Annotated in this window: 15 protein-coding genes; 11 read left to right on the top strand and 4 right to left on the bottom strand. The window is 67.6% G+C overall.

All coding sequences use genetic code 11. The features are described 5' to 3' along the window. Position 1: 1 nt before the first annotated feature. Positions 2–1,273 carry a hypothetical protein gene (locus tag K5K93_RS18215; RefSeq protein WP_261311873.1) on the bottom strand — a complete coding sequence of 424 codons (1,272 nt, stop codon included), beginning with the start codon at positions 1,271–1,273 and terminating at the stop codon, positions 2–4. Positions 1,274–1,357: 84 nt separating this feature from the next. Here K5K93_RS18215 and K5K93_RS18210 point away from each other — a divergent pair, with 84 nt between their 5' ends. The 9 genes from K5K93_RS18210 (at position 1,358) to rnfB (ending at position 10,472) form a co-directional block, all read left to right on the top strand. Continuing rightward, positions 1,358–2,041: a DUF502 domain-containing protein gene (locus K5K93_RS18210; RefSeq protein WP_132824507.1), complete on the top strand. Its 684-nt coding sequence runs from the start codon at positions 1,358–1,360 to the stop codon at positions 2,039–2,041. Continuing rightward, positions 2,038–2,823, top strand: a complete 786-nt coding sequence (locus K5K93_RS18205) for a queuosine precursor transporter (protein WP_025879090.1) — start codon at positions 2,038–2,040, stop codon at positions 2,821–2,823. Before K5K93_RS18210 ends, K5K93_RS18205 begins: the two co-directional genes overlap by 4 nt. A gap of 96 nt (positions 2,824–2,919) precedes the next feature. Next, positions 2,920–4,863, top strand: coding sequence for a DUF885 family protein (locus K5K93_RS18200; RefSeq protein ID WP_222388615.1), 1,944 nt, complete (start codon positions 2,920–2,922; stop codon positions 4,861–4,863). Positions 4,864–4,879: 16 nt separating this feature from the next. Beyond that, on the top strand, positions 4,880–5,950 hold the full coding sequence (locus tag K5K93_RS18195; RefSeq protein WP_222388614.1) for a serine hydrolase domain-containing protein: 1,071 nt from the start codon (positions 4,880–4,882) through the stop codon (positions 5,948–5,950). Then, entirely contained in the window at positions 5,947–6,351 is a 405-nt protein-coding gene (locus K5K93_RS18190; RefSeq protein WP_222388613.1) for a VOC family protein, read from the top strand. The genes K5K93_RS18195 and K5K93_RS18190 overlap by 4 nt, the downstream gene beginning before the upstream one ends. 392 nt (positions 6,352–6,743) lie before the next feature. Further along, on the top strand, positions 6,744–7,193 hold the full coding sequence (locus tag K5K93_RS18185; protein WP_222388612.1) for a DUF2147 domain-containing protein: 450 nt from the start codon (positions 6,744–6,746) through the stop codon (positions 7,191–7,193). Between the two features lie 102 nt (positions 7,194–7,295). After that, the gene (metG, locus tag K5K93_RS18180; protein ID WP_222388611.1) at positions 7,296–9,368 is read left to right on the top strand and encodes a methionine--tRNA ligase; all 2,073 of its coding nucleotides are present in this window, start codon (positions 7,296–7,298) and stop codon (positions 9,366–9,368) included. Positions 9,369–9,443: 75 nt separating this feature from the next. After that, positions 9,444–10,034 carry an HAD family hydrolase gene (locus K5K93_RS18175; RefSeq protein WP_025879084.1) on the top strand — a complete coding sequence of 197 codons (591 nt, stop codon included), beginning with the start codon at positions 9,444–9,446 and terminating at the stop codon, positions 10,032–10,034. Positions 10,035–10,058: 24 nt separating this feature from the next. After that, entirely contained in the window at positions 10,059–10,472 is a 414-nt protein-coding gene (rnfB, locus tag K5K93_RS18170; RefSeq protein ID WP_032952130.1) for an Rnf electron transport complex subunit RnfB, read from the top strand. Positions 10,473–10,848: 376 nt separating this feature from the next. On the opposite strand, the gene K5K93_RS18165 is transcribed toward rnfB, so the two are convergent. After that, on the bottom strand, positions 10,849–11,136 hold the full coding sequence (locus K5K93_RS18165) for a hypothetical protein (RefSeq protein ID WP_222388610.1): 288 nt from the start codon (positions 11,134–11,136) through the stop codon (positions 10,849–10,851). Between the two features lie 157 nt (positions 11,137–11,293). Here K5K93_RS18165 and K5K93_RS18160 point away from each other — a divergent pair, with 157 nt between their 5' ends. Then, on the top strand, positions 11,294–11,668 hold the full coding sequence (locus K5K93_RS18160; RefSeq protein WP_222388609.1) for a hypothetical protein: 375 nt from the start codon (positions 11,294–11,296) through the stop codon (positions 11,666–11,668). 83 nt (positions 11,669–11,751) lie between these two features. Here the strand turns inward: K5K93_RS18160 and K5K93_RS18155 are convergent, their stop codons facing one another. After that, positions 11,752–12,099 carry a RidA family protein gene (locus tag K5K93_RS18155; protein ID WP_025879081.1) on the bottom strand — a complete coding sequence of 116 codons (348 nt, stop codon included), beginning with the start codon at positions 12,097–12,099 and terminating at the stop codon, positions 11,752–11,754. 192 nt (positions 12,100–12,291) lie between these two features. Here K5K93_RS18155 and mprF point away from each other — a divergent pair, with 192 nt between their 5' ends. Then, a complete protein-coding gene (mprF, locus tag K5K93_RS18150) occupies positions 12,292–14,856 on the top strand; it encodes a bifunctional lysylphosphatidylglycerol flippase/synthetase MprF (RefSeq protein WP_032977132.1) in 2,565 nt (854 codons plus the stop codon). Positions 14,857–14,950: 94 nt separating this feature from the next. On the opposite strand, the gene K5K93_RS18145 is transcribed toward mprF, so the two are convergent. Beyond that, entirely contained in the window at positions 14,951–16,285 is a 1,335-nt protein-coding gene (locus tag K5K93_RS18145; RefSeq protein WP_314818555.1) for an AcvB/VirJ family lysyl-phosphatidylglycerol hydrolase, read from the bottom strand. Positions 16,286–16,352: the final 67 nt, after the last annotated feature.

Below are 16,352 nucleotides of genomic sequence, written 5' to 3'. Positions count from 1 at the left end.
GTCAATCCGCCCGCAACGGCATCGACAGATGCGGGCCTTCGCCGTCGCGCGCAGGTCCGCGCCGCAGCACCTGCAGGTAGCGGCCATCGGCAGACACCCCGGGCGTGCGGGCGTGCGAACGCCATTGCGCCGGCAACCGCGCCAGCGCCTCGTCGGCGGGCCCGGGCTGCTGCCGCAGCCACCGCTGCGCGCCGAGCAGGCGGATCATCGCCGCCGTATCCTGGCTGCGCGCCGCGTACGGCGCATAGGACGGCCCGGCGATGGCACTCAATGTGCATCCCAGCGGATTGGCCATGCAGCGCACATCCCATCCGAGTGGTGGCGAGACAGGGAGCGGGACGTCGGCCGCCAGCGCCGTGGCTGCAGCAGGCCGGCATGCCCAGCCGAAATTGCCGGCGATCCGGGCCAGGGTGTGGTCGCGATCCAGCAGCAGACGACTGCCTGTTGTCTGCGTGGACGCTTCCACCGCTGCCTTGTTCATCGCAAATTCGCCCTGCATTGCCTGGCACAGGCTCTGTTCGTCCGCGTCCAGTGGCTGCAGCGCCGCCTCGCAGGGGACGGGCAGCGCGTAATCCGGCGGTTGCTCGACCAGCATCTCGCCAAGCAGTGCGGCATGGGTCCGCACCACGGCGGCGCCCATCATGCTGTCCACCAGCGTGCTGCCGGTCCGCATCATCCGCCGGCCAAACCGCACCGCGCTGCAGCTGCCCTCGATGGCACCGGCAACATCGCCCTGCAGATAGGCCAATGCCTGTGCACTTGCCCCATCCAGCAGCGGCGCGTAGGCCGGCAGAGGCAGCAGCTCGTTTCCGCTGGGCCGGAACGGGGAATCGAAGCGATCGTAGTCCGCCATCCGGGCCAGCCGCTCGTGCAGGCCGGCATGCCCGGCGTGGGCGTCAGCGAAGCGCTGCGGATCAGCGCGTACCTGGGCCAGGCAGCCGACCGGCCCGACTGCACAACGACCTGACCGGTCCAGATTCAACGGCGCGTGCCTGGCGGCCAGCACCGACGCATGCGACGCCTGCGTGGGCGTCGTCTGCCAGCGCTGCAGATCTTCGGCCAATACCGCCTCACGCTGGGCCAGGTCCAGCCCATCGAAGGGCAGCGTCCACAGCAAAGCGAAGCCGTTCCTGCCCTCGCTGCGATGCGCGGCTTCAAGCAGGCGGACATCCTCCTGCTGGGCGGCCGACAACGGCCAGAACCTCGACAGCAGCCATGCCGCGATGGCGATCACCAGCAGACCCAGCATTGCCCAGCCCAACCACCGCAGCATCCTCAACACAGCATCCCTTCCCCGCATGGCCAGCGCCGCCAACGGGCAGCGTAAACGAGCGGCCGCGACCGCTACAATGCGCGCATGTCGCTCGATGCCCCCGCCCTGGTTCCCCGTCCCTCCCTGCAGCGCCTGTTCCTGACCGGCCTGTTGACCCTGTTGCCGATCTGGCTGACCTGGGTGGTGGTCAAATTCGTGTTCGTGCTGCTGTCGGGCATCTCCAGCCCGCTGGTGGTGCCGCTGTCCGAACAGATCGCGACCAGCTTCCCGCACTACCTCGGCTGGGTCCGCGCCGAATGGATCCAGAACACCATTGCCCTGCTGGCCACCCTGCTGGTGATCCTGGCGGTGGGCGTGGCCAGCCGCCGCGTGGTCGGCCAGCGCCTGCTGCGCTGGGTCGGCGCGGTCATCAAGCGCATTCCGCTGGCCAGCATCATCTATGACAGCGCCAAGAAGCTGCTGGACATGCTGCAGACCGAACCGGGCAGTACCCAGCGCGTGGTGTTGATCGACTTCCCGCACCGCGACATGAAGTCGGTGGGCCTGGTCACCCGGGTCATCAAGGAACAGGGCACCGACCGCGAACTGGCGGCCGTCTATGTGCCGACCACGCCGAACCCGACCTCCGGCTATCTGGAGATCGTGCCTGTCGAACTGCTCACCCCGACCGACTGGACGGTGGACCAGGCGATGAGCTTCATCATTTCCGGCGGTGCAGTGGCACCAGCCAGCGTTCCGTTCACCCGCGCCGGCGATCGTTCCGGATGAGCGAGGCGTCGCACGCGCGCCCGCTGCAGGACCGCGCGGTCCTGCTGTTCATCGTGCTGGCTGCGTTCTTCTGCGGCAACGCGGTGCTGGCCGAACTGATCGGGGTGAAGATCTTCGCCCTGGAAGACACCCTCGGCATCGACCCGCTGAACTGGAACCTGTTCGGCCAGACCGGCTCGTTGAGCTTCACCGCCGGCACGCTGCTGTGGCCGGTGGTGTTCATCATGACCGACACCATCAACGAATTCTTCGGCAAGCGCGGGGTGCGTTTCATCTCGTGGCTGGCGGTGGTGCTGATCGCCTATGGTTTCCTGTTCGCCTTCGCGGCGATCTCGCTGGCACCGGCCAGCTGGTGGGTGACCTCGATGGATGCCCACGGCGTGCCCGATTACCAGGCCGCGTTCGCGGCGGTGTTCGGACAGGGCATGTGGACCATCGCCGGTTCGCTGGTGGCGTTCCTGTTCGGCCAGTTGATCGACGTGGCGGTGTTCCACCGCATCCGCCAGGCAACCGGCGAGCGCCATGTATGGCTGCGTGCCACGGGTTCCACCGCGGTCTCGCAGCTGGTGGACAGCTTCGTGGTGATCTGGATCGCCTTCGTGCTCGGCCCGCAGCACTGGCCGACATCGCTGTTCCTGGCAGTGAGCAGCGTCAACTACGTCTACAAGATGGGCTTTGCGATCGCCCTGATTCCGTTGCTGTACCTGATGCGGCGTGCAATCACCCGCTATCTGGGCGAACACCGCGCCGCCGACCTGCGCGCTGCGGCCGCGGCTGACTGAAGCCCCAGCGACGCGCAAGCTGACTGCGCCCCCACGCTGGCCGTACGCGCGCGGATCGTGCAAGCTCCACGGTCTGTGTTCCACGGAAGCTTCTTGATGCCGTATTCCCCCCGCGTCCTGGCCGCCGCCATCGCCGCGTTGTTCCTGTTCAGCGCCGTTCCGCCGGCCGAAGCAGCGAAGAAGAAGGGCAGCCGCCCCGCCGCCGCGCAGACCCGCCAGGCGGCCAAGCCGAAGGCCCGCGCCGGCACACGTGCCACCACGCCCGCCCGCGGCAGCTCGGCGCGCCGCGCCGCGCCGCGCCCGGTCGCCCCTGCCCGTGCGGTGCCCAAGCAGGTGCAGCTGGAGCGGCTGTACGACGAATACTGGGATGCCTCCATGCGGTTGAACCCGCTGCAGGCCACCTTCCAGGGCGAGCCGCGCTACAACGACCAGCTGCCCAACATCCTGTCCGCCGCGTGGCGCCAGCAATCGCACGACTTCACCACCGAATGGCTGGGCAAGGTCGAGAAGATCGGCAGCGACGGCCTGCAGGGGCAGGACCTGCTCAGCTACGAGATCTTCGTGCGTGATGCCCGCGCATCGCTGGCCGCCGAGCGTTATCCGAGCTGGATGATGCCGATCAGCCAGTACTACAACGTCGGCAGCATCATGGCCATCCTCGGCGCCGGTGCTGGCGCACAGCCATTCAATACGGCCAAGGACTACGACACCTGGTCGCGACGCTCGCTGGGCATCCCCGACCTGTTCGAGCAGGCCATCGACAACATGCGCCAGGGCATGAAGGCCGGCGTGGTGCAGCCGCGCGACCTGATGGAAAAGGTACTGCCGCAGCTGGACGCGGTGATCAAGCCGACCGCCGAAGAGAGCATCTTCTGGTCGCCGATCCGGACCATGCCCGAGTCCATCTCCGCCGAAGACAAGGCGCGCATCAGCGCCGAGTACAAGCGCATGATCGAACTGCGCATCATGCCGGCCTACCGCGCCCTGCGTGGCTTCATCGCCACCGAATACCTGCCTGCCACGCGCAGCAGCAGCGGTCTTGGCGCACTTCCCGACGGCCAGGCCTGGTACGCCAACCTGATCGTGCAGACCACCGCCAGCCAGCAGACCGCCGCGCAGCTGCATGCGCTGGGCGAGCAGCGTGTACAGGAGCTGCAGGCGCAGATCACCACGGTGATGCGCGACGGCAAGCTGCGCAGTTCGCAGGCCAAGCTGCTGCGCAGCATGCGCAACGACCGCCAGTTCCAGTACAGCGATGCCAACGCGCTGCTCAACCGTTACCGGCAGGTGCAGCAGCAGGTCGATGCACGCCTGCCGCAGGTACTGGACACCCTGCCGAAGGCGCCGCTGCAGATCCGTGCAGTGGAACCGGAGCGTGCCATGACCGCCGCCGCAGCCTCCTACCAGCCGTCGCCGCCGGGACAACCCGGCGTGCTGTTCGTCAACACCCGCGACCTGCCCAGCCGCAAGCGCTGGAACGTGCCGGTGCAGTACCTGCACGAAGCCATTCCCGGCCACCATGTGCAGCTGGGCCTGCAGCAGGAACTGACCAAGCTGCCGCGCTTCCGCCGCCTCGGCGGTGACCTCGCCTTCGTCGAAGGCTGGGGCCTGTACGCGGAAACCCTGGGCGACGAGCTCGGCGCGTACACCGATCCGTACGACCGCATCGGCTATCTGTATTCGCGCCTGCTGCGCGCCGCGCGAGTGGTCGCCGATACCGGCGTGCATGCGCAGGGCTGGAGCAAGCAGCAGGCCGTGACCTATCTGCAGAAAACCGTGGACATGAGCGCTGACGATGCCAACGCGGAAGTGGAACGGATCATGGCCCAGCCTGGGCAGGCGCTGTCCAACGTCGCCGGCCTGACCACGCTCATCGCCCTGCGCGACAAGGCCAAGGCACGCCAGGGCGCTGCGTTCGACCTGCGCCGCTTCCATGCCGAAGTGCTGAAGGACGGTTCGATGCCGCTGGATGTACTGGACCACAAGATCGAGCGCTGGCTGGCGCAGCCGGCCGCTGCAACGCCTGCGCCCGCGCCCTGACCGCCACGGAGCTGCCATGCGCCCTGCCGCCCTGCTGTGTGCCACGGTTCTCGCTCTACTGCCGTCGATAGCGTTGGCAGCGGCACTGCTGGCACCGCCGGATGCAGGCATCGATGGACTGATGGAGGCCTACGACGGCCAGGTGCCGGGCGCGGCGGTGCTGGTGCTGCACGACGGGCAGCCGGTGTTCCGTCGCGGCTACGGCCTGGCCGTGGTTGAAGATGGCAGTGCAGTGACGCCGGCCAGCAACTTCCGCCTGGCCTCGGTCAGCAAGCAGTTCACCGCTGCGGCGGTGCTGTTGCTGGTCGAGGACGGCCGCCTGGCGCTGGACCAGCCCGCGCGGCGCTGGCTGCCGGAGCTGCCACCCGCTGCTGCCGGCATCACCCTGCGCCAGTTGCTGTCGCACACCAGCGGCATGCTGGACTACGAAGACCTGATGGACCCTGCCGACAGCCGGCAGATGCACGACACCGATGTGCTGGCGCTGTTGGCCCGCGAAGATCGACTCGCCTTCGCACCCGGCAGCCAGTACCGCTACAGCAACAGCGGCTACGCACTGCTGGCGCTGATCGTCGGCCGCGCCGCCGGCAGCGACTTTGCCAGCTTCCTGCAGCAGCGCATTTTCCAGCCGCTGGGCATGGCGCATACCGTAGCCCACCAGGACGGGATCGACCAGGTCGCGCAGCGTGCCTATGGCTACAGCGAAGTTGACGGACGTTGGCAACGTACCGACCAGAGCACCACCAGCGCCGTGCTCGGCGACGGCGGCATCTACTCCTCGCTGGACGACCTCGCCCGCTGGGACGCGGCCCTGTACGACGACCGCCTGCTGTCGACCGCATCACGCAAGGCCATGTTCAGCCCGGCCACCGCCACCACCGAAGCGGACGTACCGCACTACGGCTTCGGCTGGCGCCTGAATGGCCGCATGCACTGGCACAGCGGCGAAAGCATCGGCTTCCGCAACGTGATCCTGCGCTACCCGGACAAGCACCTGACAGTCATCGTGCTGAGCAACCGCAACGCCCCCGAACCCTATCCGCTGGCGCTGAAGATCGCCCAGCGCTGGCTGGACACCCTGCAATGACCACCACGACCACCGGCCTGCTGGGCATCCACCATGCCGCACTGATCTGCAGCGACTACGCCCGCTCGAAAGACTTCTACGTGCGCGTGCTGGGCCTGCGCATACTGGCCGAGAACCACCGCGCGGCACGCGACTCGTGGAAACTGGACCTGGCCCTGCCCGATGGCGGCCAGCTGGAGCTGTTCTCCTTCCCCTCGCCCCCCGCACGGCCCAGCCGCCCCGAAGCCCAGGGCCTGCGCCATCTCGCGTTCCGGGTAGCCGCGCTGGAACCACTCATCGAACACCTGGCGCGCCACGGCGTGGAGTGCGAACCGATCCGCGTGGACGAATACACCGGCCGCCGCTTCACCTTCTTCGCCGACCCCGACGACCTGCCGCTGGAGCTGTACGAGACCGGTTGAGCGATTTTCAATCGCGGAAATTCATCAACGCATGGCATGGATCTGCGTGTCGACCAAGGTCGACACCCACCAAGAGCAGGCAACGCCATTCCAACCGATCGCGGGAAACTGTCGAAGGCGGGGTGGGTCCGGTTGCGGGGGCGTGAGCGCCATGGATGGCGCGACCGAGCTTACAGGGACGTACTTGCAGCGTCCCCCGCAACCGGACCCACCCCGCCATCCCACGGAATGCACGCTGTTGCCGTTGCTGTTGCCGTTGCCGTTGCCGTTGCCGTTGCCGTTGCGGGTGCCGGGTGCAACCCGGCCAACGCCCCCCTTCCCCATACCCCGCCGAATGGGTATACAGTCGAACCGTACCGGCATCGTGCCGGAATGAACCCTGGGAGGGGACCATGCGCAAGACCTTCAAGACCCTGCTGCTGGCGCTGCCGCTGTGCCTGGCCGCGCTCTCCGCGCAGGCCGCCGACAGTGCCGCCGGCCGCTGGAAGACCATCGACGACAAGACCGGCAAGGTGAAGTCGATCGTCGAGATCAGCCAGGCCGCCAACGGCACGCTGTCCGGCAAGGTGGTCGAGATCCTGCACTCGGACAAGGGCCCGAACCCGGTCTGCGATGGTTGCGAGGGCGCCAACAGGAACAAGCCGGTGAAGGGCATGACCATCCTCTGGAACCTGAGCCAGGACAAGGGCACCGCCAGCAAGTGGTCCGGTGGCACCATCCTCGACCCGGCCAACGGCAAGACCTACCGCTCGAAGATCGAGCTGCAGCCGGGCGGCGGCAAGCTGGACGTGTCCGGCTGCATCGCCTTCATCTGCCGCGCGCAGACCTGGGTCCGCGAGTAAGCGTCACGGCCCCGGCAATGCCCTGGTGACCCGGCTCCGGCCGGGTCACCGCGTTGCGGGCATGCGATAATCCCCGGTTCCCCCTGGCTGCACCCCGTGACCATGACCCGTACCGCGCTCGTCACCACCGCCCTGCCCTACGCCAACGGCCCGCTGCACCTGGGCCACCTGGTCGGCTACATCCAGGCTGACATCTGGGTGCGGGCGCGTCGAATGAGTGGCGGCAAGGCCTGGTTCGTGTGCGCCGACGACACCCACGGCACGCCGATCATGCTGGCTGCGGAAAAGGCCGGGGTCACCCCGGAAACCTTCATCGCCAACATCCAGGCCAGCCACGAGCGCGATTTCGCCGCTTTCGGCGTCGCCTTCGACCATTACGACTCGACCAACTCCGCTGCCAACAAGGCGCTGACCGAAGCGTTCTACCTGAAGCTGGAAGCGGCCGGCCACATCAGCCGCCGTTCGGTGGCGCAGTTCTACGACCCGGCCAAGGGCATGTTCCTGCCCGACCGCTACGTCAAGGGCATCTGCCCGAACTGCGGCAGCGCCGACCAGTACGGCGACAACTGCGAGGTCTGCGGCGCCACCTATGCGCCGACCGACCTGAAGGAGCCGCGCTCGGTGATCTCCGGGGCCACCCCGGAAATGCGCGATTCGGAGCACTTCTTCTTCGAGGTCGGCCATTTCGACGGCTTCCTGCGCGACTGGCTGGCCGGCGATGTCGCCCTGCCGGGCGTGAAGGCCAAGCTGGGTGAATGGCTCAACGCCGAAGGCGGCCTGCGGGCGTGGGACATCTCGCGCGATGCACCGTACTTCGGTTTCGAGATTCCCGGCCAGCCGGGCAAGTATTTCTACGTCTGGCTGGACGCGCCGATCGGCTACCTGTCCAGCTTCCAGACCCTGTGCAGCAGGATCGGCGAGGACTTCGAAGCGCATCTGCGCGCCGGCACCAGCACCGAGCTGCATCATTTCCTCGGCAAGGACATCGTCAATTTCCACGGCCTGTTCTGGCCGGCGGTGCTGCACGGCACCGGCCACCGCGCGCCGACCCGCCTGCACGTCAACGGCTACCTGACCGTCGATGGCGCGAAGATGAGCAAGTCGCGCGGCACCTTCGTGATGGCGCGTACGTTCCTCGATGCCGGCCTGGAGCCGGAGGCACTGCGTTACTACTTCGCCGCCAAGTCCGGTGGTGGCGTCGACGACCTCGACCTGAACCTGGGCGACTTCATCGCGCGCGTCAACGCCGATCTGGTCGGCAAGTTCGTCAACCTCGCCAGCCGCTGCGCCGGCTTCATCAGCAAGCGCTTCGATGGCCAGTTGGCCGCGCAGCTGCCCGACGCGGCGCAGTACCAGCGCTTCGTCGATGGCCTGGCGCCGATCCGTGAGGCGTACGAGCGCAACGACCCGGCCGCGGCGATCCGCCTGACCATGACCCTGGCCGATGAAGCCAACCGCTACATCGACGACGTCAAGCCGTGGGTGATCGCCAAGCAGGAAGGCGCCGACGCGCAGCTGCAGGCGGTCTGCAGCCAGGGCTTGAACCTGTTCCGCGTACTGGTCACCGCCCTGAAGCCTGTGCTGCCGGCCACCGCGGCCCAGGCCGAGGTCTTCCTGGCCGCGCCGGTGAATGACTGGACCGAGCTGGCGCAGCCGCTGCTGGGCCACCGCATCACCGACTACACCCCGCTGTTCACCCGTATCGACCCGAAGAAGATTGACGCCATGATCGACGCCTCCAAGGACACCCTGACCACCGCCGCCCCCGCTGCCAAGGTTGAAGCAAGCAGGCCCGCCGCACCGGTGGTGGCCAAGGACGAAGCAAACAGCGCCGACGCGCCGGCCTACATCGGCATCGACGACTTCGCCAAGCTCGACCTGCGCATCGGCAAGGTGCTGGTGTGCGAGTTCGTGGAAGGCTCGGACAAGCTGCTGCGCTTCGAACTGGATGCCGGCGACCTCGGCAAGCGCCAGATCTTCTCCGGCATCCGCGCCAGCTACGGCGAGCCGGAAGCGCTGGTCGGCCGCAGCGTGGTGTTCATCGCCAACCTGGCACCGCGCAAGATGCGCTTCGGCCTGAGCGAAGGCATGATCCTGTCGGCCGGTTTCGATGGCGGCGCGCTGGCGCTGCTGGACGCCGACAGCGGCGCGCAGCCGGGCATGCCGGTTCGTTGATGCAGTACGGGCGCGGCCCTGGCCGCGCCCGGTCCTGAGCACCGCGAAGGGGGTACCGTGATGGGAGATGCTGCGTTGGAACTGGCGCTGTTCGACTTCGACCACACTGTCACCACCTGCGACACCTATGGCCGCTTCCTGCGCCGGGTCGCCACCGCCGAACAGCTGGCACAGGCCTGGTGGAAGGTCGGCCCGTGGCTGCTGGCCTACAAGCTGAAACTGATCTCCGCCGAGCGCATCCGCGCACGGGTGACCCGGTTGACCTTCAGCGAGCGCCACGCCGATGACATCGAGACGCTGGCTGCGGGCTTCTCCCGCGAGTTCCTGCCCGATGTCGTGCGTCCGGAAATGCTGGAGCAGATCCGCTGGCACAAGGAGCAGCAGCACACCGTGGTGGTGGTGTCCGGTTCACTGGACCTGTACCTGCGGCCGTGGTGCGAACAACTGGGCCTGCAGCTGATCTGCAATCGGCTGGAAAGCGAAAGCGGACGCCTGACCGGCCGCTACGCCGGTGGCGATTGTGGTCCGCGCAAGGTCGAGCACATCCGCCGCCAGTTCGACCTGTCACGTTACACACGCATCCATGCCTACGGTGACAGCGCGGAGGATCGCCCGATGCTGGCCCTGGCGCACGAGCGCTGGTACCGCGGCAAACCCCTGAAGTAACCCAACGCGCAGCCTTCGCCACGCATGAGCCTGATTCCGCCCCTGACCGAACGCCTGGACCGCTTGCTGCCGCAGACCCAATGCGGGCAATGCGGTTACGACGGCTGTCGCCCGTATGCGCAGGCGATGGCACGTGGCGAGGCTGGCGTGGATCGTTGTCCGCCCGGCGGCGATGCCGGTGCGCGGGCGTTGGCGCAGGTGCTGGGTGTGCCGGCGTTGCCGTTCGATCGCAGCCGGGGCGAGCACAAGCCGCCGCAGGTGGCATTGATCGTGGAGGCTGACTGCATCGGTTGCACCAAGTGCATACAGGCGTGCCCGGTGGATGCGATCGTCGGCGGGGCGAAGTACATGCACACGGTGATTGCCGATCTGTGCACGGGGTGCGAGTTGTGTATTCCACCGTGCCCGGTGGATTGCATCGAGCTGGTGTTGGTGTAGGTTTTTTTTTGCGACGCCGCGGCGTCGCGTTGCGCTGAGAGCAACGGCAACGGCAACGGCAACAGCTGGGAGCGTCGGCTGCCTGGGTTTGATGATCTGGGCGGGTGGGCGGGGGCAAGCGGGACACGCCGTGAACCCATCCATGGGGCTCGATGGCGCCTTGCTCGTGTGCGCTATCCTGCGCACACGGCAAGACCGGGGTTGGGCGTCCTGCCCAACCCGCCAAGCGCATGCGCCTGGCCCATGGCGCCAACGGTCCCGCTTGCCCCCGCCCACCAGCCCCCGACAGATATCCGTGGCGGACGGTCGAGCAACTGCAATGCCATGGCTGGGGTGTTGGTGGGTGCGGACCTTAGGCCGCACTATCTGTCCGATGTCATGAACCCTCGTCGCAATCGACCTTGCCTGCGCACGCTGGCAACTGCCGAATCAGGATGTCTGTCGCAGATTGCTCGATCATTCGCGCCCCCTGCGCCAGCTGCGCTTGAGGCCCTTCAACAGCATGCAAAAATGCTGAAAGCGTCTTGATGGTGCGAGCAATGCAACTCGTCTGATTGGCATTGCGCAGCAGCAGGTTTACAGATGATGAGCCACCGAAAAAAGGTGGCCGGGCTTCGAAAACCCGTTTTGTCGAACGTTGTTTACGCTTGCCAGCCGGCGTCACCTTGCGTGGCGCCGGCTGGCAATCCGTCTGCCGGCTATGGCGGGCGGGGCGTGGGGGCCTTCGGGCCAGCCGGAGCGTTCGACACCGGTTTTCGAGCCACGTCTCCGTCCGCCACCTTTGAGTGGCGGCTACCGTCTGTCCTGCACGGAGCCTTGCCATGAACGCATCGGATTTGCCCCATCTGCACGCCTACCTCGGCCCGGCCGCTGCTGGCGAGGACACGGAATCGTCGCCAGCGCTTGATCCCACCACGCTGGTTGCGACCCTGCGGCGCATCGGTACCGGCGCCGCCGCTGACGGTCAGCCGTGGCCGGAGCGGCATCAACTTCCCAGCCGGTGCATGGCGCTGGCCGATGCCGATTGCGCGCTGGCCGGGCTGCGCGTGGTGCAGGAGGTCCTGCTGGCCGCCGAACGCACCCGGCAGAATGGCGCGCCGGAGGAGTACGTCGGCGACCGGGTCATGGAAGGCCTGATGCTGGCCTGCCTGGCCTTGTGCACGCAGGCAAGCACACGACTGCAGCCGCAGCTGTAACAGATGTTGCGGCGTCAGCCCCCCCGGCAAACGGGGTCAGATCCCTTTTCCGGAGGAAATGGGATCTGACCCCTGTCCGGTCATTACGGCACTGCCGCCGTAACGATGATCTCGACCTTCCATTCGGCGTGCGCAAGCTTGGCTTCAACCGTGGCGCGGGCCGGGGTCGCGCCCTCCACCACCCACTCGTCCCACGCCTTGTTCATGCCCTCGAAATCGGCCATGTCGGCCAGGAAGATCTCCGCACGCAGCACGTGCTGGCGGTCACTGGCCACCAGCGCCAGCAGCTTGTCGATCTCGGCCAGCACCTGCCGGGTCTGGCCGGTGATGTCCTGGCTGGTGTCTTCCGGAATCTGGCCGGAAAGGTAGGCGACCTTGTTGTACACGGTCATCTCGGACATGCGCGGTCCGACGTCGTAACGCTCCATCATGGGCGTGGCTCCTGCGGGTGGTCTGAACTGCATTCTCACCCAGCCGGCGTTGGAAGTGTGTGCCCGGTGCGGCCACTGGATACCGCCACCACCAGCACAGCGGCAGTGCTGGTCAAACGGCGTGGACAGGCGCACGATGCGCCACGCCTGCGTTGACACCGCCCTCGCCCTTCCTGACGCACCCTTGCGCCGATGACCGCACCCACCGATTCCACTGCCTCCCCTTCCACACCGACCTGGAAGCGGGTCGTCACCATCGTCGTCCCGCTGCTGATCCTCGCGCTGGCCCTGCATGGGCTGGCCGGCGAATTCGACGAGCATGGCTACCGCGCCATCCGCCAGGCCTTCCGCGAGCTCAGCGCTGCGCAGATCGCGCTGACCGTGCTGCTTGGCCTGGCCAGCTACGCCTGCCTGATCGGCTTCGATGCGATCGGCCTGCGCCGCAGTGGCATCCGCGTGCACCCGGCACGGATCGGCATCACCGCCTTCCTCGCCCACACCCTGGGCCAGACCGTGGGCTTTGCCGCCCTCACCGGCGGCGCAGTGCGCCTGCGCGGCTACCGCAGTGCCGGCCTGGACCTGGCGCAGATCGGCCAGGTGGTGCTGATGAGCACGCTCGGCTTCATCTTCGGCGCGTGGCTGCTGATCGGCGTTGCGCTGTGCATGGAGCCGGCCGCTGCCGCGCTTGCGCTGCCGTTGGACCCCGGCGCGGTGCGCGTGGTCGGCATCGTCGCGCTGCTCGCCTATGCGGCCACCTTCGTCCTGGTCGGCCGCAACGGTCGCCAGTTCCGCATCTTCGGCCATGGCCTGTGGCTGCCCGACCGGCGCACCATGCTCGGGGTCACCGTGTTGAGCGTGGTTGAACTGGTCCTGGCCAGTGCCGCGTTCTATGTGCTGCTGCCCGATTCCACGCCGACCGGCCTGCCCGGTTTCGTCGGCCTGTATCTGGTGGCCGTGCTGGCCGGCCTGGTGTCGACGGTACCGGCCGGCCTTGGCGTGTTCGAGTGGAGCCTGCTGAAGCTGCTGCCGCAGGTGGCGCCGGCTGCAGTACTGGCGGCGGCATTGATCTACCGCGTCAGCTACTACGTGCTGCCGCTGCTGCTGGCGACTGTGCTGGCCCTGGCGCCCGCGCTGCGGCAGCCGCTGCAGGCCAGCGCAGGTGCCACTCGCGCCGGCTGGTACGCGCTGCGTCCGTGGTTGCCGCAGATCATCGCGCTGGCCGCCTTCAGTGTCGGTGCCGCGCTGGTCATCGACGGCACCCTGCCCACACCGCGGCGGCACCTGATCAATGCCTCGCTGCCGATCCTGGAAACCTCGCACCTGATCGGCAGCCTGGCCGGCGTCGCCCTGCTGCTGATCGGCCAGGGCCTGGCCCGCCGCAGCCACGCAGCCTGGATGCTGGCGATGGCGATCTGCGTGATCGCGCCGCTGCCGATCTGGCTGCGCGGTGGCCAACCGCTGATCGCCTTGTCGGCGTTGCTGGTGGCGATGGCGCTGTGGGCAGCACGTCGCGAGTTCTATCGCCAGGGCGCGCTGCTGGACGAAGCCTGGTCGTGGCCATGGCTGCGCAACCTCGGCCTGGTGCTGGTGGCGGTGACGTGGCTGCTGTTCTTCACTTACAGCCACGTCGAATACCAGAACGAGCTGTGGTGGCAGTTCGCCGTGTCCGGCAATGCGCCGCGCGCGCTGCGTGCACTGCTGCTGGTGGCGATGGCGCTGGTGATGTTCGGCCTGGCGCGGCTGCTGCACAGCACGCGCAGCCCGCTGCCGCCTGCCGACGACGCAACCCTGCAGGCGCTGGCACCGGTGCTGGCCGGCGCCACCGACACCCAGGCCTGCCTGGTGCTGACTGCCGACAAGGCGGTGCTGCGCGATGAGCAGCACAAGGGCTTTGTGATGATGCAGCGCTACGGCGGCTCGCTGATCGCGATGGGCGATCCGGTCGGGCCACCGGAGGTGGCGCGCGCACTGATCTGGCGCTTCCGCGAAGAAGCCGACCGGCTCGGACTGCGCCCGGTGTTCTACCAGGTGGGTGAGGCGTATTGGCAGACCTATCTCGATCTCGGCCTGGGCCTGGTCAAGCTGGGCGAAGAGGCCATGGTGCCGCTGCACGACTTCGGTCTGGAAGGCCGCGAGCGTGCCGACCTGCGGCAAGCCTGGAACCGCGGCAAGCGCGGAGGGCTGTCCTTCCGCGTAGCACCGGCGGAAGAGATCCCTGCCCTGCTGCCACGCCTGCATGCCATTTCCAACGCCTGGCTGGAGGACAAGTCAGGCGACGAGAAGGGCTTCTCGCTGGGCAGCTACGACCCGGATTATCTCGTGCGTTTCCCGATCGCCCTGGTCGAAGCTGAAGGTCGGATCGTGGCCTTTGCCAACCTGTGGCAGGCACCGGCGGGCGCCGAACTGTCGGTGGATCTGATGCGTCATGTCAGCGATGCACCGAAGGGCACGATGGATTTCCTGTTCATCGAGCTGTTCCTGTGGGGCCGCGCGCAGGGCTACGCACGGTTCTCGCTGGGCATGGCACCGCTCTCCGGCCTGGCCCAGCACCGTCTGGCCGGTCGCTGGAACCGCCTGGCCGGCCTGCTCGCACGACACGGCGAGCGCTTCTATGGCTTCAGCGGCCTGCGCAGGTTCAAGTCGAAGTTCGATCCGCAGTGGCGACCGCGCTACCTGGCCGCGCCCGGCGGCATGCATCTGCCCGCCGCCCTGCTGGATGCCACGCGGCTGATCTCGCTGGACCCGCGGCGCAACTGACGCCCCGATCCGCCGGGCATGGCCCGGCGCTACCTGATGGATCGTCCGCACGGGTAGCGCCGGGCCATGCCCGGCGGTGGTCCCATGAGACCGATTACGCGCCGCCCTTGAGGATCACCTCGGCCAGGCGATCGTAGTCACCGCCGAAGTGATGGTCACCCGGCAACTTGACCTTGTGCACGCCGTCGTTGCCCGGCAGATCGGGGCACAGCGCATCCTCGTCCTTGTCGCCGTACACGCACAGGGTCCTGGCCGCCGGCAGCTTCGCCACTTGCGGCGCGATCGGCAGGCCGCCGCCACCGCCGCCCAGCCAGTTGCTGACATGGAATTCAAAGTCGGCGTTCCTGCCCACCGACAGCAGCACGATGCGTTCGAGGCCGGCGCGGGTGCCTGCATCCATCTGGTTGATGGTGGCCGGCAGCACGTCGGCGCCCTGCGAGAAACCGATCAGCATCACCTTGTCGCGCTGCCATTGCTGGCGGTAGTGGCCGATGATCTTCTGCAGATCGACAGCGAATCCCTGCGGCGTGCGTTCGCTCCAGAAGTAACGCAGTGAATCGAGGCCAACCACCGCCACGCCATGTTCGGCCAGAGCGCCGGCCACGTCCTTGTCCAGGCCGGCCCAGCCGCCATCGCCGGAAACGAACACCGCCAAGGTGTCACCGCTGCCCTGCGCCGGAACTTCCACTACCGGCAGCCCCTTCAGGGCATCCGGCGGCGGTGCCAGCGCGACCCCGGCCTGCGCGCCGATCACCCGCGCGGCCGCCACCAGCCCCGGGGTCGCATCGCCAGCGGCGGTGCGCTTGAATTCACGCGCCATTGCAACCTGCTGCACGAACGGGCCAGCCGCATCGGTCGCGCAGCCAGGCGCACCGGCCGCGTTCAACCACGGGAAATTCAATTCGCTGGGCTGCAGGCGGTCGTGCTTCACGCCATCACCGCAGACCATGCGCTCGTGCACATGTGCCGGGCAGAATCCCGAGGTCAGCAGGCCGGCAAAGACCTGGGTGTCGGCCTGCGCTGCCAGCGCATAGGCCAGTTCGGCGCCTTCGCCGCTGCCGCCGACCAACGGCAGGTGATACCCCGGCAGATGCAGGAACGCCTGTACCCAACGCGAGAAATTCTCGACATCGCCCGCGCCGAACGCGCAGCTGCTGTTGCCTTCGCGCTTGAGCACGCCACGCAGGTGGGCTACGTCCACCGATGCGACCAGTGCGCCATCGGCGCGCAGCGCTTCGATCGGCAGGCGGCTGTCATCGGCACCGGCGCCGTCATGGAACCAGATCACCACCCGTTGCGGGGCACCGGCCGGCACATGCACCGGCACCTGATCGAAACGTCCATGGCTGACCTGCTGCACTGACGCCATCGCTGGCACCGCCGCCAGCGCCAACACCAGTCCCATCGCCCTGCCCAGCCCTGCACGCATCGTTCTGCATCCCGTTGGAATGCGCACACGATACGCCGCCGCTGCGTGCACGGCACGTACCGGTACA

The sequence above is a fragment of the Stenotrophomonas sp. DR822 genome (assembly GCF_019793815.1).
GTDB classification, from domain to species: Bacteria; Pseudomonadota; Gammaproteobacteria; order Xanthomonadales; family Xanthomonadaceae; genus Stenotrophomonas; species Stenotrophomonas indicatrix.
This window is presented reverse-complemented; position numbering and strand designations above follow the sequence as displayed.

What these genes read in the sequence shown, in the direction of transcription:
- K5K93_RS18215 (WP_261311873.1), bottom strand. Translation starts at nt 1,273, where the DNA reads ATGCTGCGGTGGTTGGGCTGGGCAATGCTGGGTCTGCTGGTGATCGCC.
- K5K93_RS18210 (WP_132824507.1), top strand. Translation starts at nt 1,358, where the DNA reads ATGTCGCTCGATGCCCCCGCCCTGGTTCCCCGTCCCTCCCTGCAGCGC.
- K5K93_RS18205 (WP_025879090.1), top strand. Translation starts at nt 2,038, where the DNA reads ATGAGCGAGGCGTCGCACGCGCGCCCGCTGCAGGACCGCGCGGTCCTG.
- K5K93_RS18200 (WP_222388615.1), top strand. Translation starts at nt 2,920, where the DNA reads ATGCCGTATTCCCCCCGCGTCCTGGCCGCCGCCATCGCCGCGTTGTTC.
- K5K93_RS18195 (WP_222388614.1), top strand. Translation starts at nt 4,880, where the DNA reads ATGCGCCCTGCCGCCCTGCTGTGTGCCACGGTTCTCGCTCTACTGCCG.
- K5K93_RS18190 (WP_222388613.1), top strand. Translation starts at nt 5,947, where the DNA reads ATGACCACCACGACCACCGGCCTGCTGGGCATCCACCATGCCGCACTG.
- K5K93_RS18185 (WP_222388612.1), top strand. Translation starts at nt 6,744, where the DNA reads ATGCGCAAGACCTTCAAGACCCTGCTGCTGGCGCTGCCGCTGTGCCTG.
- metG (WP_222388611.1), top strand. Translation starts at nt 7,296, where the DNA reads ATGACCCGTACCGCGCTCGTCACCACCGCCCTGCCCTACGCCAACGGC.
- rnfB (WP_032952130.1), top strand. Translation starts at nt 10,059, where the DNA reads ATGAGCCTGATTCCGCCCCTGACCGAACGCCTGGACCGCTTGCTGCCG.
- K5K93_RS18160 (WP_222388609.1), top strand. Translation starts at nt 11,294, where the DNA reads ATGAACGCATCGGATTTGCCCCATCTGCACGCCTACCTCGGCCCGGCC.
- K5K93_RS18155 (WP_025879081.1), bottom strand. Translation starts at nt 12,099, where the DNA reads ATGATGGAGCGTTACGACGTCGGACCGCGCATGTCCGAGATGACCGTG.
- mprF (WP_032977132.1), top strand. Translation starts at nt 12,292, where the DNA reads ATGACCGCACCCACCGATTCCACTGCCTCCCCTTCCACACCGACCTGG.
- K5K93_RS18145 (WP_314818555.1), bottom strand. Translation starts at nt 16,285, where the DNA reads ATGCGTGCAGGGCTGGGCAGGGCGATGGGACTGGTGTTGGCGCTGGCG.